The organism is Variovorax sp. GW821-FHT09B01 (assembly GCF_059418345.1).
Genome location: NZ_JBWKPQ010000001.1, coordinates 193042 through 214314, shown reverse-complemented (window position 1 = coordinate 214314; position 21273 = coordinate 193042). Strand labels below are relative to the sequence as shown.

The 21273-nt window shown below is 70.8% G+C and carries 21 protein-coding genes; 6 read left to right on the top strand and 15 right to left on the bottom strand.

Annotation, left to right across the window (positions count from 1 at the left end):
- Positions 1 to 77: 77 nt before the first annotated feature.
- Complete coding sequence (locus tag AC07RV_RS00850; protein WP_296783670.1) at positions 78 to 920, top strand: HpcH/HpaI aldolase/citrate lyase family protein; 843 nt, start codon at positions 78 to 80, stop codon at positions 918 to 920.
- A gap of 49 nt (positions 921 to 969) precedes the next feature.
- Here the strand turns inward: AC07RV_RS00850 and AC07RV_RS00845 are convergent, their stop codons facing one another.
- The 15 genes from AC07RV_RS00845 to AC07RV_RS00775 form a co-directional block, all read right to left on the bottom strand.
- Positions 970 to 1896 carry a LysR family transcriptional regulator gene (locus AC07RV_RS00845; RefSeq protein ID WP_093345440.1) on the bottom strand — a complete coding sequence of 309 codons (927 nt, stop codon included), beginning with the start codon at positions 1894 to 1896 and terminating at the stop codon, positions 970 to 972.
- Positions 1897 to 1942: 46 nt separating this feature from the next.
- A complete protein-coding gene (locus tag AC07RV_RS00840; RefSeq protein ID WP_296783675.1) occupies positions 1943 to 3319 on the bottom strand; it encodes an MmgE/PrpD family protein in 1377 nt (458 codons plus the stop codon).
- 13 nt (positions 3320 to 3332) lie between these two features.
- Positions 3333 to 4529 (bottom strand): CaiB/BaiF CoA transferase family protein, encoded by a 1197-nt coding sequence (locus AC07RV_RS00835; protein ID WP_296783677.1) that lies wholly within the window; start codon positions 4527 to 4529, stop codon positions 3333 to 3335.
- 5 nt (positions 4530 to 4534) lie between these two features.
- A complete protein-coding gene (locus tag AC07RV_RS00830; protein ID WP_296783680.1) occupies positions 4535 to 5698 on the bottom strand; it encodes an acyl-CoA dehydrogenase family protein in 1164 nt (387 codons plus the stop codon).
- A 22-nt stretch (positions 5699 to 5720) separates the two neighbouring features.
- Positions 5721 to 6575, bottom strand: coding sequence for an HTD2 family dehydratase (locus AC07RV_RS00825; RefSeq protein ID WP_296783683.1), 855 nt, complete (start codon positions 6573 to 6575; stop codon positions 5721 to 5723).
- A gap of 123 nt (positions 6576 to 6698) precedes the next feature.
- Complete coding sequence (locus AC07RV_RS00820; RefSeq protein WP_296783685.1) at positions 6699 to 8456, bottom strand: sigma-54 interaction domain-containing protein; 1758 nt, start codon at positions 8454 to 8456, stop codon at positions 6699 to 6701.
- 124 nt (positions 8457 to 8580) lie between these two features.
- Complete coding sequence (locus AC07RV_RS00815; protein ID WP_208510110.1) at positions 8581 to 9711, bottom strand: branched-chain amino acid ABC transporter substrate-binding protein; 1131 nt, start codon at positions 9709 to 9711, stop codon at positions 8581 to 8583.
- 35 nt (positions 9712 to 9746) lie between these two features.
- Positions 9747 to 10433: an HAD family hydrolase gene (locus AC07RV_RS00810; RefSeq protein ID WP_203207648.1), complete on the bottom strand. Its 687-nt coding sequence runs from the start codon at positions 10431 to 10433 to the stop codon at positions 9747 to 9749.
- A 14-nt stretch (positions 10434 to 10447) separates the two neighbouring features.
- Positions 10448 to 11206, bottom strand: a complete 759-nt coding sequence (locus AC07RV_RS00805; protein WP_296783691.1) for an enoyl-CoA hydratase/isomerase family protein — start codon at positions 11204 to 11206, stop codon at positions 10448 to 10450.
- Positions 11207 to 11248: 42 nt separating this feature from the next.
- Positions 11249 to 12571, bottom strand: a complete 1323-nt coding sequence (locus AC07RV_RS00800; protein ID WP_296783694.1) for a phenylacetate--CoA ligase family protein — start codon at positions 12569 to 12571, stop codon at positions 11249 to 11251.
- On the bottom strand, positions 12568 to 13053 hold the full coding sequence (locus AC07RV_RS00795) for a thioesterase family protein (protein WP_296783697.1): 486 nt from the start codon (positions 13051 to 13053) through the stop codon (positions 12568 to 12570). The genes AC07RV_RS00800 and AC07RV_RS00795 overlap by 4 nt, the downstream gene beginning before the upstream one ends.
- A gap of 199 nt (positions 13054 to 13252) precedes the next feature.
- On the bottom strand, positions 13253 to 13705 hold the full coding sequence (locus AC07RV_RS00790) for a PaaI family thioesterase (protein ID WP_296783700.1): 453 nt from the start codon (positions 13703 to 13705) through the stop codon (positions 13253 to 13255).
- Positions 13706 to 13721: 16 nt separating this feature from the next.
- The gene (locus tag AC07RV_RS00785; protein ID WP_296783704.1) at positions 13722 to 14438 is read right to left on the bottom strand and encodes a helix-turn-helix transcriptional regulator; all 717 of its coding nucleotides are present in this window, start codon (positions 14436 to 14438) and stop codon (positions 13722 to 13724) included.
- A gap of 7 nt (positions 14439 to 14445) precedes the next feature.
- Entirely contained in the window at positions 14446 to 15441 is a 996-nt protein-coding gene (locus AC07RV_RS00780; protein WP_296783707.1) for a LysR substrate-binding domain-containing protein, read from the bottom strand.
- Positions 15442 to 15535: 94 nt separating this feature from the next.
- Positions 15536 to 16576 carry a VWA domain-containing protein gene (locus AC07RV_RS00775; protein ID WP_296783709.1) on the bottom strand — a complete coding sequence of 347 codons (1041 nt, stop codon included), beginning with the start codon at positions 16574 to 16576 and terminating at the stop codon, positions 15536 to 15538.
- Positions 16577 to 16805: 229 nt separating this feature from the next.
- On the opposite strand from AC07RV_RS00775, the gene AC07RV_RS00770 reads away from it, so the two are divergent.
- The 5 genes from AC07RV_RS00770 (at position 16806) to AC07RV_RS00750 (ending at position 21271) form a co-directional block, all read left to right on the top strand.
- Complete coding sequence (locus tag AC07RV_RS00770) at positions 16806 to 17315, top strand: DinB family protein (protein ID WP_296783712.1); 510 nt, start codon at positions 16806 to 16808, stop codon at positions 17313 to 17315.
- Between the two features lie 171 nt (positions 17316 to 17486).
- A complete protein-coding gene (locus AC07RV_RS00765) occupies positions 17487 to 18527 on the top strand; it encodes an ABC transporter substrate-binding protein (protein WP_209544432.1) in 1041 nt (346 codons plus the stop codon).
- Positions 18528 to 18537: 10 nt separating this feature from the next.
- On the top strand, positions 18538 to 19629 hold the full coding sequence (locus AC07RV_RS00760) for an ABC transporter ATP-binding protein (protein ID WP_296783717.1): 1092 nt from the start codon (positions 18538 to 18540) through the stop codon (positions 19627 to 19629).
- Positions 19626 to 20480, top strand: coding sequence for an ABC transporter permease (locus AC07RV_RS00755; protein WP_296783721.1), 855 nt, complete (start codon positions 19626 to 19628; stop codon positions 20478 to 20480). The genes AC07RV_RS00760 and AC07RV_RS00755 overlap by 4 nt, the downstream gene beginning before the upstream one ends.
- The gene (locus AC07RV_RS00750; RefSeq protein ID WP_296783723.1) at positions 20477 to 21271 is read left to right on the top strand and encodes an ABC transporter permease; all 795 of its coding nucleotides are present in this window, start codon (positions 20477 to 20479) and stop codon (positions 21269 to 21271) included. The genes AC07RV_RS00755 and AC07RV_RS00750 overlap by 4 nt, the downstream gene beginning before the upstream one ends.
- The last annotated feature ends 2 nt before the right edge of the window (positions 21272 to 21273 follow it).

The window sequence follows — 21273 nt, the reverse complement described above, 5'->3', positions numbered from 1 at the left end:
ATGGCGGCTTGTGGAAGCGCAAATTGCGCGGCCCGCGCGCGGTGGGCATTCTTCAGGGCGAACTCACTGGCGAAACCATGACACTGCCCCAACGCTCCTTCCTCTTCGTGCCCGCGAACCGTCCCGACCGCTTCGACAAGGCGCTGGCCTGCGGCGCCGATGCCGTCGTCATCGACCTCGAGGACGCGGTGCCTCCCGAGAACAAGACCGAGGCGCGCCATGCCGTGGCCGCCTGGCTGGCGGCCCACCATCGCGTGATCGTCCGTATCAACGCGGCCGACACGCCCTGGTTCAAGGACGACCTCGCGCTGGCCCGGCTGCCCGGTGTCGCGGGCATCATGCTGCCCAAGACGGAGCGCATCGACGAGGTGTTCAGCGTGTCGTGCATCGGCGCGGGCACGGCGGTGTTTCCGATGATCGAGACCGCGACCGGGCTGCACAACGTCCACACCATCGCGCGGGCGCAGGGCGTGCAGCGGCTGGTGTTCGGCTCGATCGACTTCCAGCTCGACCTGGGCATCTCGGGCGACGAGCTCGAACTGCTGCCCTACCGCGCGCAGCTGGTGATGGCCTCGCGCCTGGCCCGGCTGGCCGCGCCCATCGATGGCGTCAGCACGTCGATCGACGACCAGGCCGCGCTCGCGGCCGACACGCTGCGTTCGCGGAGGCTCGGCTTCGGCGCCAAGCTGTGCATCCACCCGAAGCAGGTGGGCGCGGTGAACGCGGCCTTCTGCGCCACCGCCGAGGAACTCGCCTGGGCGCGCCGCGTGCTCGAGGCGGCCGCGCGTTCGGCAGGCGCCGCCGTCGCGGTGGACGGCAGGATGGTGGACCGCCCCGTCATGATGCGTGCCCAGGCGATCGTGCAGGAAGCGGGCGAACGTGCGTTGCGGCTGGCCGGCGCGGCAGCGGCGCAGTCATGAAGAAGAGCGACCCGGTGCTCGCGCCCTGCTCGAGCCCGGGGTCCGAAAATCAATCGGCCTCGCCGCCCGAAGACCGCGTGGCCGACAACGCATCGGCCTTCAGCAGCTCGACCAGGTCGCGCGCGAAGCCCGGCAGCGCCTCGAGGCTGCGAAAGCAGATCTGCAGGTTGCGCAGGGCCCAGTCGTCCTCGAGCTGGATGACCTGGACCGCCATGTACTGCCGGTAACGCTCGGCCGAGGTGCCCGGCATGATGCTGATGCCGACGTTCGATTCGGTCATCTTGCAGCAGGCCTCGAAGTTGCCGACCTGGATGCGCGGCTTGAGCACGCGGTTCATGTCGCGGGCGATCTGGTTCAGGAACGAATGGATGGCCGTGCCCTCGTTGAGCACCACGTGCTCGTATTCGAGGGTCTCGGCGAAGGGCACCGGCGAGCGGGCCGCGAGCGCATGGCCATCGGGCACCACCAGCACCAGCCGGTCCTCGCGATAGGGCACGACCTCGAGCCCCTCGGTGCGCACGCGTCCCGAGACGATGCCGATGTCGGTGTGGCCGTCGGACACCGCGCGCACGATGTCGCCGCTGCCGCGCTCGCGCAGGTCGACGTTCACGTCGGGATGGGTGATGAGGTAGCGGCTCATCACGGCCGGCAGGAAATCGGTGATGGCGGTCGTGCTCGCGAACACGCGCAGATGGCCCTTGATGCCGCTCGCGTACTCCTGCAGGTCGTTGCGCAGGTGCTCGAGCTGGCCGACCACCAGGCGCGCGTGATAGGCCAGCGCCTGGCCCGGCGGCGAGAGGGTCACGCCCTGGCTGCTGCGGTACAGCAGCTTGGTGCCCACGCTTTCCTCGAGGTTCTTGACGCGGATGCTCGCCGCCGAGACCGACATGAACGTGGCCTCGGCGCCGCGCGTGAGGCTGTTGGCTTCGGCGATGGCCAGGAACAGCCGCAGGTCTACCAGATCGAAATGGATCATCTTGCTTTCCGACTTTGCCCCTCGCCCGCCGCCGCCCTTGCCTGCGTCAACGAGGAACGACGGGCTCCAGCAGGGGACCGACGCGCGGCACCGACATCAGCGACCAGACCCAGCCGATGACGCTCTGCATCTCGGCGGCCGTGGCGCCGTGGCGGTAGAGCGCCAGGCGCGTCGCCTTCTCTTCCAGTTCATGGCGCTCGAGGGTGTTGCCGGGATCGCCCTTGGGTTCGTCGACGCGGCCCTCGAGACGACGGCCGTCGATGGTATCAACATGCACCTTGCCGATCCATCGCGCCGGGTAGGCCCGGTCCACCTCGGGGTCGAGGACCATGCGCACCTTGTCGTGGAAGGCCGAGACCGCGGCGTCCTTGAAGTGCCCGTCGAACTCCGCCAGGCCCGCACGGCCATGCACGGCCACCAGGCCGAGCACGGTGCCCATCGAGAACTTCGACTGGTGCACGGTCTGCGGATCCGTGACCGGGCCGAGGACGTCGATGGCGGCCTGGTGCACCTGCGCCGTCACCGCCTTCACGTCGCCGGCCGCGAGCTGGTGGCGCTGCAGGAGCTGCTGCAGTGCATCGGCCGCGGGATGCGTGTGGCGGCACGAGGCGTGGAACTTGAACGAGGTCTCGGGCAGCGCCCAGCGCGTACCGAGGCCGTCCGTGAGCCGGGCCGGATCGGCATCGATCGACATGCCCGCGGCCATGCCCTGCGCGCCGGTCAGGATGCGCCGCGCGCCCGTGAAGTCGTCCTTGGCGAGGTAGGCGGCCGTGAGGCCGGCGCCGGCCGCGTGCGCCGTGTGCAGCTGCTTCGAATCGGCGGCGTCGCGCAGGAACTCCCACAGGCCCGAGGCCTGGGTGCCCGCGGAACCGATCGCATGCAGCATCTGGTCGGGCGTGAGCGCCAGCAGGTGGCCGGCCGTCACCGCGGCCGCCACCGCACCCGCGGTGCCGGTGGTGTGGAAGACCTTGTAGTGCGAGCGGCCCAGGAACTCGCCGACGCGGATGCCGACCTCGTAGCCGGCGACCGCCGCGGTCAGCAGCTGCGCGCCGCTGAGGCCATGCGCCTGGGAGATCGCCAGCGCCACCGGGAACACCACGGCCGCCGGATGGAACACGGAGCCGTTGTGCACGTCGTCCTGCTCGGCGAAGTGCGAGGCGGCCGCGTTCGCCATCGCGGCCATCAGGGGGCTGGAGCGCGTGCGGTGGATCAGGATCTCGCTGCGGCCATCGCCCGCGCCCATGGCGGATGCGAAGCGGGTGATGGTCTCGACCGGGCGCGCGCCCTTGCCGGCCAGTGCCGAGCCGATCCAGTCGAGGAACAGGTCCTCGGCGCGGCGCAGCACGGCCGGCGGGATGTCCTCGGCCTTCAGGTCGGCGGCGAAGCGCGCCAGGATGGACTCGGGGGTGTTCGAAGTCGTCATGTCGGAGGTTCTTTCAGAGGATCTGGCTGGCACGCAGGCGCGCGATGTCTTCGGGACCATAGCCCAGCGCTTGCAGGATGGCATCGGTGTGCTCGCCCAGCGCGGGAACCGGGTCCATGCGCGGCGCGAAGCGGTCGTTGTCGGCCGGCGGCTTCAGCGCCGGGATCGGCCCGACCGGCGACCTCACCTCGCGCCAGCGCTCGCGGGCGCGCAGCTGGGGATGGGCCCACACGTCCGCGATGTCGTTGACGCTGGCGTTGCCGATGTGGGCGGCATCGAGCCGCTCGATGCACTGGGCCGCCGTCAGCGGCTGCAGCAGCGACTCGATCAACTGCTTGAGCTCCACCCGGTGGGCGCTGCGCTTGGCATTGGCATCGAAGCGCTCGTCGGTGGCCAGCTCCGGGTGCGCGAGCACCTGTTCGCAGAAGGCCTTCCACTCGCGCTCGTTCTGCAGGCCGAACAGCACGGTCTTGCCGTCGCCCGCGGTGAACGGGCCGTAGGGATAGATGCTCGGATGGCTGGCGCCCGCGCGCGCGGCCTGCGGCTGGCCCTCGAAGCCGTAGTAGAGCGGGTTGCCCATCCATTCGGCGAGGCACTCGAGCATCGACACGTCGATGTGGCTGCCCTCGCCGGTGATGCCGCGCTGGATCAGCGCCGCCAGCACCGCGCTGTAGGCATACATGCCGGCGGCGATGTCGGCCACCGAGATGCCGGCGCGCGCCATCTCCTCGGGCGATCCGGTCACCGACAGCAGGCCGGCCTCGGCCTGGATCAGCAGGTCGTAGGCCTTCTTGTCGCGGAACGGTCCCGCGCTGCCGTAGCCCGAGATGTCGCAGACGATCAGGCGCTTGTGCGCGGGGCGCAGCGCTTCCTCGGACAGGCCGAGCCGCGCCGCGGCGCCGGGCGCGAGGTTCTGCACCAGCACGTCGGCCTGGCCCAGCAGCTTGGCGAGCACCTGCCGCGCCTCGGGCTGCTTGACGTCGAGGGTGATGCTTTCCTTGGACCGGTTGATCCAGACGAAATAGGAGGCCTCGCCCCGGACCCGCCGGTCGTAGGCGCGCGCGAAGTCGCCGGCGCCCGGGCGCTCGATCTTGATGACCCGCGCACCCATGTCCGCGAGCTGGCGAGTGGCGAAGGGCGCCGCGACCGCGTGCTCGAGCGTGACGACGGTGATGCCTTCGAGCGGACGCCTGCCTTGGGTTCGCGTCATGGCGCTCAGAAGGAACGCGGCAGGCCGAGCAGGTGCTCCGCCACGTACGCGTAGATCAGGTTGGTGGAGATCGGCGCGACCTGGTAGAGGCGCGTCTCGCGGAACTTGCGCTCGATGTCGTATTCGTTCGCGAAGCCGAAGCCGCCATGGAACTGCAGGCAGGTGTTGGCCGCTTCCCAGCTCGCCTTGGCCGCCAGGTACTTCGCCATGTTGGCCTGCGCGCCGCAGGGCTGGTGCGCATCGAACAGCTCACAGGCCTTGAAGCGCATGAGGTTGGCGGCCTCGACCTCGATGTAGGCGTCGGCGATCGGGAACTGCACGCCCTGGTTCTGACCGATCGGGCGGCCGAACACCACGCGCTCGTTGACGTACTTCGTCACGCGGTCGATGAACCAGTAGCCGTCGCCGATGCACTCGGCCGCGATCAGCGTGCGCTCGGCATTGAGCCCGTCGAGGATGTACTTGAAGCCCTGGCCTTCCTCGCCGATCAGGTTCTCGGCCGGGATCTCGAGGTTCTCGAAGAACAGCTCGTTGGTCTCGTGGTTCACCATGTTCGGGATCGGCCGCACCGTCATCCCGCTCTTCTCGGCCGCGCGCAGGTCGACCAGGAAGATCGACATGCCCTCGGACTTCTTCCTGACCTCGGCCAGCGGCGTGGTGCGCGCGAGCAGGATCATCCAGTCCGAATGCTGCACGCGCGAGATCCAGACCTTCTGGCCGTTGACGACGTAGCGGTCGCCCTTCTTCACGGCCGTGGTCTTGATCTTGGTGGTGTCGGTGCCGGTCGTGGGCTCGGTCACGCCCATGGACTGCAGGCGCCATTCGCCCGAGGCGATCTTGGGCAGGTAGAGCTGCTTCTGCTGCTCGGAGCCGTGGCGCAGCAGCGTGCCCATGTTGTACATCTGTCCGTGGCAGGCGCCGGAGTTGCCGCCCGAGCGGTTGATCTCCTCCATGATCACCGAGGCTTCGGTCAGGCCCAGGCCAGAGCCGCCGTACTCGGCGGGGATCAGCGCCGCGAGCCAGCCGGCCTTGGTCAGCGCATCGACGAAGGCCTCGGGATAGGCGCGCTGCTCGTCGATCTTGCGGTGGTATTCGTCGGGAAACTCGGCGCAGAGTGCGCGCACGGCATCGCGGATGTCCTGGTACTTGTCGACGGCGTTCTTCGTCATTGGATCGCTGCTTGCTTGCTGGTTAGAAAAAACTGGCGCGGGCTTCCATCGCCAGCGCGCCGTCATGGTTGCGTGCCCACAGTTTCTGGGAACCGTCGGCCTCGGCCTTGCCGCACAGCTCGAAGGCGGCGGTGTCGAACAGGGGACGCACGGCCCGGAAGGCGAAGCCGCGCACGCGGCGCTGCGGCAGCCGTCGGCTCGCGAGCCCCAGCAGCAGCGTGGCCACCATCGGGCCATGGACCACCAGGCCCGGGTAGCCCTCCACCTCGGTGGCGTAGGGCCGGTCGTAGTGGATGCGGTGGCCGTTGAAGGTCAGCGCGGAATAGCGGAACAGCAGCACCGGATCGGGCACGACGGTCTCGCGGTAGTCCTCGTCCGTCGCCGCCTTCGTTCCCGCCGGGGCGGGCGCGCCCGCGGCCGGCATGTCGCGATAGACGATGTCCTGCTCCTCGGTGATGGCCAGGCCCCTGGCATTCGAGATCTCATGGCGGACCTTGACGAAGACCAGCGGCCCGCTCTTGCCCTGCTTGGCATCCACGTCGAGGATCCGCGACTGGCGCGTGATCTCGTCGCCCACCTGCAGCGGATGATGGAACTGCAGCTCGCCGCCGGCCCACATGCGGCGCGGCAGCGCGATCGGCGGCAGGAAGCCGCCGCGCACCGGGTGGCCATCGACGCCGATCTGGTCCTGGCGCGCCAGCGGGATGAAGTGCAGCCAGTGCCACAACGGGGGCACGTCGCTGCCCAGGTTGAAGGCGAGGTCATCCCGGTCGAACGTGGCGGCCAGCGCCGACAGGGACGCGGCGCCCACGTCGTCGCCCCTGCGCTCGGTGCGGCCGATCCAGGCCCGAAGGTCGACGGAGGTCTCGGTAGTCATGGCCGCAGCATTGCCCGATCCGGCGGAATGCGCAATTTGCCATTCGCAAAGTGCGCCTTGTTGGACATTCAACGCGCTGGCAGCCGCCCGGTGCCGGACGCCTTCGCGCCCATGCCATCGGGGTCAGTGCCCGGCCGGCCGCGCCTCCTCGGCATCGAAGGCGCCGCGCCCGCCGCGCTGCAGCCGCAGCCCATAGCCGCGGATCTTCGCGTAGAGCGTGGGCTTGGCGATGCCGAGCCGGCGCGCGGTCTCGGTCACGTTGAAGCCGCAGGCACGCAGCGCATTCGCGATCGCCTCCTTCTCGACCTCCTCGAGCGTGCGCACCTCGGAGGCCGGGCCCACCGGCGGCGGCGGCGCGGCGTCGGGCTTCGGGCCGCCGGAGAACCATGCGGGCAGATCGTCGACGCAGGCGGTCTCGGCATCGGTCATGTTCACCAGCCGCTCGACGGTGTTCTCGAGCTCGCGCACGTTGCCGGGCCACGGATGCGCGACCAGCCGCTGCATCAGGGCCGGCGAAACGCGGAACACGTTCTTGCGCAGCAGCTGCGCGTACTTGCGCAAGAAGTGGTGCACCAGCACCGGCACGTCCTCGGGCCGCTCGCGCAGCGAGGGCAGCTCGATGCCGATCACGTGGCAGCGGTAGTAGAGGTCCTCGCGGAACTCGCGCCGCTCGATCATGGCCTGCAGGTCGCGGTTGCTGGCCGAGATCACGCGCACGTCGATCGGGATGCTGCGCGTGTCGCCCACGCGCACCACCTCGCGCTCCTGCAGCACGCGCAGCAGCTTGGCCTGCACGTCGATCGGCAGCTCGGAGATCTCGTCGAGGAAGATGGTGCCACTGCTGGCCGCCTCGAACTTGCCGGGCCGGCCCTCGCGCGTGGCGCCCGTGAAGCTGCCGGGCGCATAGCCGAACAGCTCGCTCTCGATCAGGTCGCGCGGCAGCGCGGCGCAGTTGATCGCGATGAAAGGCCCCGCGGCGCGCGCGCTGGCGTTGTGGATGGCCTGGGCGAAGACCTCCTTGCCGACGCCGCTCTGGCCGATCAGCAGCACGTTGGCGAAACCGCGCGCGGCCTTGCGCGCGGCCTCGACGGCGGCCACCAGCGGCGGCGCCGTGCCCACCACGTCGTCGAAGCTGTAGCGCGCATGGTTGCCCGCGATGCGGTCGGCCATGCGGCGCGCGCGCTGGATCTCGCGAAACGAATTCACGATCGACACCACCTGGCCCGCCGCGTTCTTGATCGGCACCGCGGTGTCGACCAGGTGCAGGTGCCGCTGCGGCGAGTCGATGATCAGTTCGCGGTCGATGTAGCCCTCCCCGGTTTCCAGCAGCGGCTGGATGATCGGCGCGAAATCGAGCAGCGAGCCGAAGGGCTTGCCGATGCTCTCGCGCGGATGCAGGCTCAGGATGCGGCCGGCCGCGGCATTCATGTGCTTGACGATCAGCTCGCGGTCGACCACCAGCAGACCGTCGGTGATGTGCTCGACGATCGCCGACTGCTCCTGCAGCAGCGCGCCCTGCTGCTCGGCCACCAACTCGGCCGAATGCGCCGCGGCCCACAGGTGGGCCAGCAGGCGCAGTTCGTCGCCGAGCTCCGCGCTGTCCGGCCGCGCGAGCAGCGCCACGAACAGCGCTTCGCCGCTCTTCGAGGCGGCGGCGCGCAGGTGCAGGCGATCGAAGCCCCGCGGCTGCGCCACCGGCAGGCAGGGCGCCCACGCGGCGCCCTCGGCCGGCAGCGCGGCCATCAGCGCCGAAGCCTCGATGCCGGGCGCGGTCCAGGCGCGCCGCAGCACGCGCCCCGCGCCGAACAGCAGCGCGCCGTGGTCCTGGGCGACCGCCCGCTCGACCAGCACGTCCCAGACCTCGTCGAGCATCGGCGTCATCGCGTTCCTTGTCCTCGTCAGCCCGGTGCGCGTGGCGAGGACGCCGCGGCCGACCGGTCGCGCCGATTCTGCCAAGGAAGCGCGGGCGGCGGAACGCTGGCGCCATCCGCCGGGGCGCGCGCGCTCACGGCTTGCGCTCGACCGGCACCAGCTTGCCGCCGGCGATCTGGTAGGCCGTGACCGGCGCCTTGAGCCACTCGCCGGTGGCATCGAACTGCACCGGGCCGAGCATCGACTCCATCTTCAGCGTCTTCAGCGCGGCCGTGACCTTCTTCGGCTCGTCGCTGCCGGCCTGCTGCATCGCGCGCGCGACCACCAGCGTCGCCACGTAGAAGGCCGGCGCATAGGCATCGATCGGCGCGTCGAAGGTCTTGGTGAAGCGCTCGCGGAAGGCCGGGCCGCCCGGCAGGCTGTCGAGCGGGCGCCCGCTCTGCGCGCAGAAGTAGCGGCCTTCGAGCAGCTTGCCGCCCAGCGGCACCACCTCGGCCGTGCAGATGCCGTCGCCGCCGAGCAGCAGCGCGTTGATGTCGAGCTGGCGCATCTGGCGCGCGACGCCCGCGCCCTGCGCGTAGTAGCCGCCGAGGAACACCGCCTCGGGCGCGAGCCCCTTGAACTTGGTCAGGATGGCGGTGAAGTCGGTGGCCTTGTCGTTGGTGAACTCGCGCCCCACCACCTCGAGGCCCAGCCCCTTGGCGGTCTGCACGAAGATGTCGGCCACGCCGGTGCCGTAGGCGGTGCGGTCGTCGATCACCGCCACCTTGCGCAGGCCGCGCGCGGCGGCGAACTCGGCCATGGCCGCGCCCATCACGTTGTCGTTGGCCGCGAGCCGGAAGATGCTCGCGAAGCCCTGGCGCGTGAGCTGCGGGTTCGAGGACGCGCCCGTGATCATCGGGATGTCCTCCTGGCTGTAGATGCGCGAGGCGGGAATCGAGACGCCCGAGTTGTAGTGCCCGATGACCGCGCGCACGCCGGTGTCGACCATCTTCTGCGCCACCTGGGTGCCGGTGCGCGGGTCGCCCTGGTCGTCCTCCGAGACCAGCTCGAAGCGCGCGCGCCTGCCGCCGATGCGAAAGTCCTGCGCGTTGAGATCGGCGATGGCGAGCTTCACGCCGCGCTCGTTGTCGCGGCCCGCGTTGGCCTGCGGACCGCTGAGCGGGCCGGCATGGCCGATCTTGACGACCAGGTCCTGCGCGCTGGCCGGCAGGAGGGAGGCCCACAGGCCCAGGGAAGCAGCAAGAAGCAGGAGACGGCGCATGGTTCTGTACCTCGAAGTGAATGGGAAAGATCGGACTAATCCAGGAGGGCGAGCACGCCCTCGAGAGTGGGGAACTCGTGGTCGGGCCGCGGCTGCCAGACGCTCAGCCGCTCGGCGCCGCGGTTGATCCAGGCCACCTGCATGCCCAGCGGCTTGGCGCCGTCGATGTCGGCCCAGCTCGCGAGCGAGCAATGCAGCACCGACTCCGCCGGCACCGCGAGGCGGTCGAGCGCGAGCCTGAAGATCGATTCCGAGGGCTTGTAGGCCCGTGCCATCTCGGCCGTGGTGACCTGGTCGAAGAAGCGCACGAGCTGGCTGCGCTGCCACAGGTCGCTGTCCATGTTGGTGATGGGCATCAGCGGAAAGCGCTCGGCCAGCCGTTGAAGAATGGCCTCGACCTCGGGATGGGGCGGTGCCGACTCGACCAGGTGGCCGAGGTACAGCTCGTTGAGCAGGTCGATGTCGAGCCGCGCCGTGACGCCGGGCTCGATGGCCTCGAGCGTCTCGCGCAGCGCCTCGCGCGCCACCTGGCGGTAGGGGCGCCAACGCCCGCCGCGGTAGCGCTGCACGTTGCGGATGTCCCAGTCGAGGTAGAGCTCGAACAGCGGCCGCTCGGTGCGCAGGCCGGCCTCGGCCAGCACGGCCTCGATGCCGGCCATGCCGCCGCGGTCGACGTCGACCAGCGTTCCGAAGTAGTCGAAGGTGATGGCGCGGACGTTCATCGCGGTCTCCCTGCTCAGGCGCGACGGCCGAACTTCAGCACGCGCTCGGCGGCGTCAGGCGTGGCGAAGGCGGCCACGGTGGCCTCCTGCTCGAGCTCGAGCGCCACCGCGAGGTTCGACTGCGCCTGCATCGTCACCACGCGCTTGAGCCGCGACACCGAGCCCTGCGACTTCGAGGCCACCATCGCCGCCACCTCGAAGGCGCGCGCCAGCACCCGCTCCGGCGGCACCACCCAGTTCGCGAGCCCGAGGCGCAGCAGGTCGGCGGCCGACTGGCGCTCGCCCAGCAGCCAGAGCTCCATCGCGCGCTGGTGGCCCACGGCCTGCGGCAGCAGCCAGGTCACGCCGCCGGTCACGAACTGGCCCCAGTCCATTTCCGGAAAGAAGCACACCAGGTCCTCGGAGGCCACCACCAGGTCGCAGTTCAGCAGCCATTCGAAGCCGCCGCCGACCGCGAAGCCGTGGATCGCGCCGATCACCGGCGTGCCGCCGAACATCAGGTCGCGCGTGATGGTCTGGATGCGCTCGATGTGATGGCGGATCGAGGCCGGCGTGCGCGTCTGCTCGCCGAACTCCTTGAGGTCGTCGCCGGCGCAGAAGGCCCGGCCCGCGCCCGAGAACACGATTGCGCGCACGTCGGCCGAGGACTGCGCCTCGCGCAGCGCCTCGTGCAGGTCGTCGAGCACCACGGCGCTGATGGCGTTGAGGCGCTCGGGCCGCTGCAGCCGCACGTGCGCGATGCCGTCGCTGGTTTCGAGGGTGACGTAGTCCATGGCGAAAAATCCTTTGCTCGTTCGTTGGTCCCTGGCGGGTCTTCAGTGCTTCTCGACCCACTGGGTCTTGCCGTCGGTGCGTTCGTAGAACTCGAACGGCACCATCTCCACCAGCGCACTGGCGCCCGCGCGCTCGCGCACCGCGATCTCCAGGCGGCGCGCGGCCGCGTCCCAGTCGGCCGGCGCGAGCCCCGCGGCGGCCTCGGCCCGCACCTCGACGCGGTCGTAGGGGCCGGGCCCGCGCAGCACGATGCGAAAGTGCCCCGAGCTCAGCGCGGGCAGCGATTCGATCGCCGCGCGCACAGCGCTCGGAAACACGTTGATGCCGCGCACGTTGAACATGTCGTCGGTGCGCCCGCTGACGCGGAAGCGCCAGGCAGTGCGGCCGTCGGGACCGGGCTCGGTGCCGGTCACCGTCACCACGTCGCGCGTGCGGTAGCGCACCAGCGGCTGGCACTCCTTGCGCAGGTGGGTGCAGACCAGCTCGCCGACCGTGCCTTCTCGGATCGGCAGCCGCTGCAGGGTGGCGGGATCGAGGATCTCGGCGAACACCACGTCGCCGGCATGGAACAGCAGGTCGGTGGTCCAGTCGGTCTGGCCGCCGAGGATGCTCATCACCTCCGACAGGCCGAAGTTCGCGTTGCGCACCTTGAAGCCCCAGCGCGCCTCCATCTGCGCGCGGAACTCGGCGTTGTCGAGCCCCGCCTCGCCGCCGAACAGGCCCAGCTTCAACCCCAGGTCGGCCGGCTGCAACCCCGGATAGTGCTGGCGCAGCACGCTCTCGAGCAGCGCCGGATAGGACGGCGTGCACGAGATCGCCGTGATCTTCAGGTCGAGGATGGCATCGATCAACTGCCGCGTGTTGCCCACGCCGAAGGGCAGCACGGTGGCGCCGGCCGCCTCGAGCGTGGTGTGGTCGGTGAAGCCGCCGGTCCACATGCAGTAGTTGAGGCAATGCACCACGCGGTCGCTGGGTCGCAGGCCCGAGGCCCACATCGAGCGGCCGCCGACCTCGGCCACGATCTCGGCGTCGCGGCGCGAATTGGCGAGGATCAGCGGCCGGCCCGTGGTGCCCGAGGTGCGGTGCAGCCGCACCACGCGCTTCTCGGCGCAGGCCACGTAGTCGCCGAACGGGTAGTCGGCCTCCTGGCTCAGGCGCAGTTCGTCCTTCTCAGTCAGCGGCAGTTCCTGCAGCTCGTCGAGCGTGAGCGCGCGGTCGAGCCAGCCCGACAGCTTGCGCCGGTAGAAGACCGAGCTGGTGCGCACGTAGCGCCACTGCTCGGTCCAGCGCGCTTCCTGCAGCGAACGCAGGGTCGCGGGCGCGAGCGTCTCGACCTCGGGATGCAGCATCGCGGCGGTGCTCATCGCGCAGCCTCCGCGGCGTCGTTCGCGCGGCGCAGCGCCGTGGCCTCCACCGCGGCGGCCGGCACGATCGCGCGCGAATGCTCGCCCGTGGCCACGACGCCCGCGTCGTCGCGCGCCTCGACCTCGAACACGTAGAGGCGCTTCTCGCGGCGCAGCAAGGTCGCCTTCGCGCGAACCACCTGGCCGGGCGCCGTGGGCGCGCCGTGCACGAGCTGGACCCGGTGGCCGACCGACATCTCGCCCGCGCGCAGGGCGGGCACGAGGATCGCCGCGCAGGCGCGCTCGAGCAGGCCGACCAGGGCCGGCGTGGCGAGCACCCGCGGATAGGCTTCGCCGCTTTCTTCGGCGAAGGCGCTGGCCAGGTGCTTCGGTGCGACGACGAGCGCCGCGCTGCCGGTCGCGCCCTCGCGGATCGCGGGCCGGCCATCGGGATCGGCGCCGTGCGCGCCGGGTGTTTCGGGGGTGGCTGTGGTGGAGGTCATGCACACGACATGGCAAGCGCCGTGCCAACGCCAAACCTCGTGTTTTGCACGCCGAAAGCGATGGTTTCGAGGCTTTTCAGCGCCTTTGGACGCCCTTCATGCCGTCCACGCGCGGCCACCGAACAACTCTTGAACGTTCAGCTTCTGAACGGGCGGCAGCATTCGACCCACCCGCCATGGTGGCGGTCGCCGCAGCCTGTCAGTGCCGGATGTCTTCGCGCCCCACCACCGCCATCAGCGTGGCCGTCATGGTCGCGATCAGCGACTCCTTTCCTTCGCGCAGCGCATAGGCGCGACCGTCGCTCACGCTGATCGTGCGGCCCGCCTTGGTCACGCCGGCGCGGAACACGAAGCGCTCGCCGGCCGCCGGGGCCAGCAGGTTGATCTTGAACTCGACCGTGAGCACGGCCGCCTCGGGCGGCATCAGCGAGAAGGCCGCATAGCCGCAGGCGCTGTCGAGCCCGGTGGCGACGATGCCGGCATGCAGGAAGCCGTGCTGCTGGGTCAGTCGCTCGGAGGCCGGCATCGCGAGTTCGACCTCGCCGGCCCGCACCTCGACCAGTTCGATGCCGAGCGCGCGCATCGCGTTCTGCCGCTCGAAGCTGGCCCTCACCCGTTGCGCATCGGCGGGGTCGATCGTCTCTCGCACCATGGAATCGCTCCGTTCATCACGTGGAAACCAGGGTGTGTACCCGCTGCCGCAGCGCCGGGTCTTGGAAGAATCGGCCAACATCGCCGCCGGCCTCGGCGCGCGAGCGCGCGGCGAAGCGTCCGGGCGAGGTGCCGGCGCGGCGCTGGAAGTCGGCCGACATGTGCGACTGGTCGGCATAGCCGCGCGCCTGCGCGGTGTCGGCGAGGCTGGCCGGCGAACGCGCGAGGTCGAGCAGCGCGCCGCGAAAACGGTGCAGCGCCTGCCAGGCCTTCGGGCCCAGGCCAACACTGGCGTCGAAGCGGCGCCGCAGCGTGCGTTGCGACACCGCAGCCATCGCCGGTGCCCCGCCGAGGCGTGGGCACAGGTCGGCCGCGAGCGCATCGAGCGCATGGACCACCGCGTCGAGCGATCCCTCGATGCCGATCGGCCCGAGCTCCGGCAGCGCGCCGGGCGATGGCTGCGCATGCGCGCGAAAGCCGACCACCATGCCCGCGAGCGCGCGCTGCCGGGGCCGCGCGGCGGCCACGGGTCGCGACCACGAGGCCTGCCATGGCGGATCGTCGTCCGGCCGCCGCAGATAGCGGATCTCGGAGAACGGCGTGGCGAAGCGATGCCGGCCCGGCGCGGTCAGGGTGCCGTCGTCGACGAGGATGAACAGGTGGTCGAGCAGCGCGCGGTGCGCCGCGAGCGGCGCCAGCTCGACGTAGACGCTGTTGCCGCGCCCGCCGCTCACTCGGCGCTCATGCGGCACTCTGGCACCGTGCCACCGGCGCCTCGTCGTCGACCGCATCGCCGATCGCCGCGCGCGTGAGCACCGCCTGCTGCTGCAGCCATGCGCCGAAGGCCTGGAGCTCGGGCCGGCCGGCGCTGCGCGGGCCGCTCACGAGCCAGTAGGCCATCGGCGAATCCATGCGCTGGCGCGGCAGCACCTCGACCAGGTCGCCGTTGGCCAGGCTCTCGGCGATCAGCGGGCTGCGCGCGAGCACCACGCCCTGGCCGGTCAGCGCGGCCTGCGCCATCTGGTAGTCGTAGTTGAAGTAGAGCCAGCGGCGCGGCTGGATCCGGGCCAGGCCGTTCGATTCGAACCAGCGGCGCCAGACCAGCCACTCGACATAGCTGGGGTGCGCATCGCCGACCTCGATCAGCGTGAAGCGCGCGAGGTCCTCGGGCTTCTCGATCGGCGGGTTGCTCTTGATGAGCCAGGGGCTGGCCACCGGCGTGAGGTGCTCGCCGAACAGCCGCACCGCGCCCTCGGGCATGTGCTCGGCGCGGCCGTAGCGCAGCGCGAGGTCGATGTCGCTGACCTCGAGGTCGATCACCGCGTCGGAGGCATCGATGCGGATGTCGATGTCGGGATGGTCGCGCTGGAAGGCCTCCAGGCGCGGGATCAGCCACATCGAGGCGAACGAGGCGAAGGTGGTCAGCCCCACGCTCTTGCGCGACGCGCTCTGGCGAATCTGGCGGATGGTGGCGTCGATGCGCGGCAGCGCCTGCTGCACCGACAGCAGCAGCAAGGCGCCCGCGCTCGTGAGCTCGACCGCGCGCGTGTGGCGCAGGAAGAGGCGCACGCCCACCTCCTCCTCGAGCGCCTGGATCTGGCGGCTCACGGCCGGCTGCGTGAGCGACATCTCCTCGGCCGCGGCGCGGAAGTTCAGGTGCCGCGCCACGACCTCGAAGGCGCGCAGGTTGCCAGCGCCGATGGGGCGCGTGCGCAGGAGGAACGGGGAATGCTGCATGGAGGATCGGCCGGTGGATGCGACACGGTGGCCGGCGGGCCAGCGGGTGCAGCCGCGATTGTGGCGCCGCCGCGCGGGAGCGGCAAACCGCGGCTCAGACGATGCGCCCGAACCACAGCACCGACAGCCCCGCGCCCGTGATCGCGAGCAGCGCCGACAGCAGCGCCAGCAGGCCCGAGAGCTCGTTCTCGCGCGGCTGCACCTGCACGCGCGAGCCGAGCTTCTCGTAAACGCCGTGCAGCGCCTCGGCGGTGCCGGCATGGTGGTACTCGCCGCCGGTCATGCGCGCCACCTCGCGCAAGGTGGGCTCGTCGAGCTTCATGTAGATCGCCATGCCGTCGGGCGCGGCGATGTCGCCGTCGAGCGTGCCCATGCCGATCACGTAGACGCGCACGCCGCGGTCGGCCGCCATCTTCGCGGCCTCGAGCGTGTCGATGCCGGTGGTGCGGCGGCCGTCGCTCAGCAGGATGATCGCGGCGGCATCGTAGGAGCCGGGCGCCACCGGCGTGATCTGGCGCGGCGGCGGCTTCGCCTTGTCGTCCAGGCTGCGCCCGCGCGGCGCGTTGCCGCCGAAGGTCATCTCGCCGAGGCTGATGTTGTCCTGCGGGAACAGCTCGGCCAGGCACAGCACGATCGCGTCGCCGACCGCGGTGCCCATCTGCATCTGGAAGGCGTCGATGCTGGCCGCGAGCGCGTCGCGGTCGAGCGTGGCGCGCTGCGCGACCTGGCTGCTGCCGGCGAAGGTGACGAGCCCGACCTCGATGCGCCGCGGCAGCTCGCGCAGGAAGGACTTGGCCGCCGCCTGCGCGGCCTCGAGCCGGGTCGGCTTGACGTCGTTCACGCGCATGCTCAGCGAGACGTCCATCGCCAGCATGATCGAGGTGCGCGCCCAGGGCAGCGGCACGCGCGCCACCGGCCGCGCGGCGGCGAACAGCAGGCCGGCGCAGGCCAGCAGGAACAGCGCGGGCGGCAGGTGCCGGCGCCAGCCACGCCGCAGCGACGCGGCGCCCTCGGTCTGCAACCGACCATAGCGCTGGGCCAGCCGGCCGCGGCGCCGCAGCAGCCAGGCATAGGCCAGCGGCAGCGGCGCGAGCGCCAGCAGGAACCAGAGGTAACCGGGCCACAGGAAGGACATCGGCGCTGCCTTGGAGGTGGAGGATGCGGATCGGTCGTACGCCGGCGCATCCGCAAGCATCGTGCCCATGAAGCCGCGCCCGCGCAATCGGCCGCCCGGCCAGTCCCTGCATTGATGCGGGGCTCTTATCAGTGGGGCGGCTGCATTTCATTGGACCGCGCCAGGGGCGCCGGGGATCATCCTGCCCCGAAGCGCGCCGCGCCGCGGCGCCTCGCCAGGAGACTCCCCGATGAGCGCACGCACGCTGCTGACCTCGATGTTCCGCTACAAGGCCTGGGCCGACGAGGGCCTGTTCGCGGGCCTGCTGGCCGCGCGAGGCCGGCTGCCCGAGGACGACCTCGAGGCGGCCTGGGCCACCCTCGACCATGCGTACGCGGTCGACGGCATCTTCAGGGCCCACCTCGAGGGCCGGCCCCATGGCTACGGCGGCACCCATTCGCCGGCGCGGCTCGCACCCGGGCACCTGCTGCAGGCGGTGCGCGACAACGACCGCTGGTTCCTCGCGCACGTGCAGGCGATCGGCGACGACGAGCTGGCGGCACCCCTCGCCTTCGACTTCACCGACGGCTCGGCCGGCCGCATGTCGCGCGAGGAGATGCTGGGCCACGTGATCGCGCATGGCGGCTACCACCGCGGCGAGGTCGGGCAGATCCTCACGCGCCACACGGGTTCGTCGCCGCGCGACACCTTCACGGCCTACCTGCACGAGGCCGAGCCGGCGCGCCGGCTGCGCGCTTAGCGCCTTCCTTTTTTTCTGCGACACCCCCGCGCCTGCGGGTTGGCACGGATTTGGCTTCCTGCATGGATTGTGCACAATTTCTTTTGAAGAGCGCACAATTTTTGGGCTGACTGGCGGCTGCCACGGCCTTCCATCCACCCATTTGGGGCATCGCCCCCCAAGGACATGCAGATGAATCGCTCAGCATCCGGCCTCTCGCGCCGCGCCTTCGGGCAGGGACTCCTCGCCGCCTCCACGCTGGCCGCGCCGGCCTGGGTGCGCGCCCAGGGCAAGGGCCGCGAACTCGTGGTCGGCGGCGCGGGCAGCCACAAGGCCTTCCTCGATCCGCTGATCCCGGTGTTCGAGAAGCAGACCGGCTGCAAGGTGATCTTCGAGGGCACGCGCTCGCTCGTGAACCTCGAGAAGATGGTCAACAACAAGGGCCGCCAGTACATGTCGGTGGTGCTGATGGACGATCCGGTGATGATCCCGGCCGTCAAGGAAGGCGTGCTGGAGCCGCTCACCGCCAAGGACATCCCCAGCCTCGCGAAGCTCAAGCCCGGCACGGTCCACATGGACGGCATGTGGGCCAACTACATGCAGTCGACCACCGGCGTGGCGGTCAACACGGGCAAGCTCAAGCAAATGCCCTCGTACGCGGCGCTGTGGGAGCCGGCCAACAAGGGCAAGGTCGTGATCCCCTCGCTGCAGAACACCGAGGGCCTGTCGATGTTCCTGGTGGCGGCCGCGCTCGAGACCGGCAAGCCGATGAAGGATGCGCAGTACCAGCCTGAGGCCGCCTTCCGCAAGCTCAAGGCGCTCAAGCCCAACCTGCTGACCGTCTACACCCAGCTGCCGCAGGCGCTGAACCTGCTCGAGCAGGGCGAGGCCACGGCCATCGCGGGCATGATCGGATTCAACGCCTTCGACCGCAAGGCCAAGGGCGCGCCGATCGACTTCGTGCTGCCGAAGGAAGGCGGCATGGCCATGCCGACCGGCATCGCCAAGGTCCGGGGCGGCCCGCAGGCCGACCTCGCCAATGCCTTCGTCGAGGCGATGCTCGGTGCCTGGCAGCAGCAGATCGCCGAGATCTCGCTCGCGATGCCCACCAACACCGGCGTGGCCGCGCCGGCCGGCCTGCCCAAGGGCGAGGTGTTCATTCCCGACTGGGCCTACATCGCCGAGAACCGCAAGGCTTGGGTCGAGCGCTGGGACCGCGAGATGGCGCTGTGAGGCGCATCTCATGAGCACCCTCGAACTGAGCGGGATCGTCAAGCGCTACGGCGCGCAGACGGTCGTGGACGGGCTGGACCTGCAGGTGGGTTCCGGCGAATTCGTGTCGCTGCTCGGCCCCTCGGGCTGCGGCAAGACCACGCTGCTGCGCATCGTCGCCGGGCTCGCGGCGTGCGACGCCGGCACGGTGCGCGTGGGCGGCAGCGACGTGACCGCGCTGCCCGCGCACCAGCGCAACATCGGCGTGGTGTTCCAGAGCTATGCGCTGTTTCCGCACCTCACGGTCAGCGAGAACATCGCCTTCGGCCTGAAGGCCCGCGGCACGCCGCGCGCCGAGCTCGCGCGGGCGGTGGACGCGGCGCTGCGCTCGGTGCGGCTCGCGGCGCTCGCGGACCGGCCGATCTCGGCGCTGTCGGGCGGCCAGCAGCAGCGCGTGGCGGTGGCGCGCGCGATCGCCACGCGGCCGCGGCTGATCTTGCTCGACGAGCCGCTGTCGGCGCTCGACCGCAAGCTGCGCGAGACCATGCAGGTCGAGCTGCGCCAGATCCTGCGCGACGCGGGCATGACGGCGATCTTCGTCACGCACGACCAGGAAGAGGCGCTGGTGATGTCCGACCGCATCGCGGTGATGAACCGCGGCGCGATCGAGCAGCTCGACGCGCCCGAACATATCTACGGCCAGCCGCGCACCGAGTTCGCGCTCAACTTCGTGGGCCTGTCCTCGCAATGGCGCGGCACGCTCGACGGCGCGCGCGTGCGCACCGCCTGCGGCGAGATCGAGGTGCCCGCCGAGCGCGCGCGCGACGTCGGCGCGGGCGGCCTGCGCCACGAGGTGCTGGTGGGCGTGCGCCCCGAGCGGCTGCGCGCCTCGCGCGATCCGCAGCCCGCGGCCGCGGGCATGAACCGGCTGTCGCTGGTGGTGAGCCAGACCGTCTACCGCGGCGCCAACCGGCTGGTCTACTTCAGCGCGCCCGGCGGCGGCGCGACGCTGCTCGCGGAATTCCCGGCCCACGACGACCTGGCGCCGCGCCCCGGCGAGACGCTGTCGGTGCAATGGCCGGTGGCCGACACGCTGCTGTTCGCGGCCGAGGCGGCGCCATGAGCCGCGCCGAGGGATCGCCGGGCTGGCTCGCCGTGCCGGGCGCGGGCTACCTCGTGCTGCTGTTCGTGCTGCCGTTGGCCGCGCTGCTGGCCACCAGCTTCCAGGGCGAGCAGGGCGGCTTCTCGCTCGCGGGCTACGCGCGCTTCGCGACCGATCCCTTCAGCGCCGTCGTGGTCTGGAACACGCTGAAGATCGCGCTGCTCGTCACGCTGCTGTGCCTGCTGATCGGCTATCCGGTGGGCTTCGCGATGGCGCGCGCCTCGCTGCCGGTGCAGGGGCTGATGTTCCTCGCGCTGATCCTGCCGCTGTCGGTGGGCGTGGTGGTCAAGAGCTTCGCCTGGACCATCCTGCTGCGCAGCAACGGCCTGGTCAACCAGGTGCTGCTGGGCCTGGGGCTGGTCGACGAGCCGGCACGGCTGCTGTTCAACGAGCGCGGGCTGGTGATCGCCGCGGTGCACGTGTTCCTGCCCTTCATGGTGCTGCCGGTGTTCACGGTGGCGCGCCAGATCGACTCGCGCCTGGCCGAGGCCGCCGCCACGCTCGGCGCGAAGCCGCTGCATGCCTTCGTGCGCGTGACCTGGCCGCTGTCGCTGCCGGGCGTGGTCGCGGGCTCGGCCTTCGTGTTCTCGATGGCGGTGTCGATGTACGTGATCCCCGCGCTGCTGGTGGGCGACCGCTACCAGACCCTGCCCGCGCTGCTGGCGCGCGCCTACCTGTTCATGCGCGACCGGCAGTCGGGCTCGACGCTGGCGGTGATCCTGCTGGCCATCGCGGTCGCGGTGGTGGTGGGCAGCACGCTGCTCACGCGCCGGCTGCAGGCGCGCGGGCAGGCGCAGGGAGCGGCAGCATGAGCGCGCGCTGGAACCGCATCGCGGGCGGGCTGCTGATGGCGGCGACCGCGGTCTTCATGCTGGCGCCGCTGGTGGTGGTGGTGCTGGTCTCGTTCAGCCCCTCGCCGGTGTTCAACCTGCCCGAGGGCCAGTGGTCGCTGCGCTGGTACCGCGCGATGCTGGCCAAGGAGGGGCTGGCCGACACCGTGCTGCTGTCGGCCGCGGTGGCCGCGGGCGCGACGCTCGCGGCGCTGGTGCTCGGCACGCTGTGCGCGATCGCGATCGAGCAGGGGCGCTTCCGCGGCCGCGAGGCGCTGCTGGCCTTCCTGGTATCGCCGCTGATGATGCCGGGGCTGGTGATCGGCGTGGCGCTGCTGCAGGCCTTCCGCGCGGTCGGGCTGGCCAACGTGTTCTGGAGCCTGCTGATCGGGCACGTGGTCATCACCCTGCCCTACGTCACGCGCACGGTGCATGCGAGCCTGGCGCTGTTCGACACCCGGCTGCTCGAGGCGGCGCAGACCTTGGGGCTGTCGCGCCCGCGCGCGCTGCTGCAGGTGATGGTGCCGGCGCTGGCACCGGCCTTCCTGACCTCGGGGCTGTTCGCCTTCCTGGCCTCGATGGACAACTACCCGATCTCGATCTTTTTGACCGACGCGCGCAGCAAGACGCTGCCGATCGAGATCCTGCACTACCTGGAGGAGTCGCCCGACCCCACCATCGCCGCCATCTCGGCCTGCCTGATCCTGCTGGCCGCCGTGGTGCTCTTCATCGCCGAAAGGCTGATCGGCCTGCGCCGGCTGGCCCAGTTCTGACC

What these genes read in the sequence shown, in the direction of transcription:
- AC07RV_RS00850 (WP_296783670.1), top strand. Translation starts at nt 78, where the DNA reads ATGACACTGCCCCAACGCTCCTTCCTCTTCGTGCCCGCGAACCGTCCC.
- AC07RV_RS00845 (WP_093345440.1), bottom strand. Translation starts at nt 1,896, where the DNA reads ATGATCCATTTCGATCTGGTAGACCTGCGGCTGTTCCTGGCCATCGCC.
- AC07RV_RS00840 (WP_296783675.1), bottom strand. Translation starts at nt 3,319, where the DNA reads ATGACGACTTCGAACACCCCCGAGTCCATCCTGGCGCGCTTCGCCGCC.
- AC07RV_RS00835 (WP_296783677.1), bottom strand. Translation starts at nt 4,529, where the DNA reads ATGACGCGAACCCAAGGCAGGCGTCCGCTCGAAGGCATCACCGTCGTC.
- AC07RV_RS00830 (WP_296783680.1), bottom strand. Translation starts at nt 5,698, where the DNA reads ATGACGAAGAACGCCGTCGACAAGTACCAGGACATCCGCGATGCCGTG.
- AC07RV_RS00825 (WP_296783683.1), bottom strand. Translation starts at nt 6,575, where the DNA reads ATGACTACCGAGACCTCCGTCGACCTTCGGGCCTGGATCGGCCGCACC.
- AC07RV_RS00820 (WP_296783685.1), bottom strand. Translation starts at nt 8,456, where the DNA reads ATGACGCCGATGCTCGACGAGGTCTGGGACGTGCTGGTCGAGCGGGCG.
- AC07RV_RS00815 (WP_208510110.1), bottom strand. Translation starts at nt 9,711, where the DNA reads ATGCGCCGTCTCCTGCTTCTTGCTGCTTCCCTGGGCCTGTGGGCCTCC.
- AC07RV_RS00810 (WP_203207648.1), bottom strand. Translation starts at nt 10,433, where the DNA reads ATGAACGTCCGCGCCATCACCTTCGACTACTTCGGAACGCTGGTCGAC.
- AC07RV_RS00805 (WP_296783691.1), bottom strand. Translation starts at nt 11,206, where the DNA reads ATGGACTACGTCACCCTCGAAACCAGCGACGGCATCGCGCACGTGCGG.
- AC07RV_RS00800 (WP_296783694.1), bottom strand. Translation starts at nt 12,571, where the DNA reads ATGAGCACCGCCGCGATGCTGCATCCCGAGGTCGAGACGCTCGCGCCC.
- AC07RV_RS00795 (WP_296783697.1), bottom strand. Translation starts at nt 13,053, where the DNA reads ATGACCTCCACCACAGCCACCCCCGAAACACCCGGCGCGCACGGCGCC.
- AC07RV_RS00790 (WP_296783700.1), bottom strand. Translation starts at nt 13,705, where the DNA reads ATGGTGCGAGAGACGATCGACCCCGCCGATGCGCAACGGGTGAGGGCC.
- AC07RV_RS00780 (WP_296783707.1), bottom strand. Translation starts at nt 15,441, where the DNA reads ATGCAGCATTCCCCGTTCCTCCTGCGCACGCGCCCCATCGGCGCTGGC.
- AC07RV_RS00775 (WP_296783709.1), bottom strand. Translation starts at nt 16,576, where the DNA reads ATGTCCTTCCTGTGGCCCGGTTACCTCTGGTTCCTGCTGGCGCTCGCG.
- AC07RV_RS00770 (WP_296783712.1), top strand. Translation starts at nt 16,806, where the DNA reads ATGAGCGCACGCACGCTGCTGACCTCGATGTTCCGCTACAAGGCCTGG.
- AC07RV_RS00765 (WP_209544432.1), top strand. Translation starts at nt 17,487, where the DNA reads ATGAATCGCTCAGCATCCGGCCTCTCGCGCCGCGCCTTCGGGCAGGGA.
- AC07RV_RS00760 (WP_296783717.1), top strand. Translation starts at nt 18,538, where the DNA reads ATGAGCACCCTCGAACTGAGCGGGATCGTCAAGCGCTACGGCGCGCAG.
- AC07RV_RS00755 (WP_296783721.1), top strand. Translation starts at nt 19,626, where the DNA reads ATGAGCCGCGCCGAGGGATCGCCGGGCTGGCTCGCCGTGCCGGGCGCG.
- AC07RV_RS00750 (WP_296783723.1), top strand. Translation starts at nt 20,477, where the DNA reads ATGAGCGCGCGCTGGAACCGCATCGCGGGCGGGCTGCTGATGGCGGCG.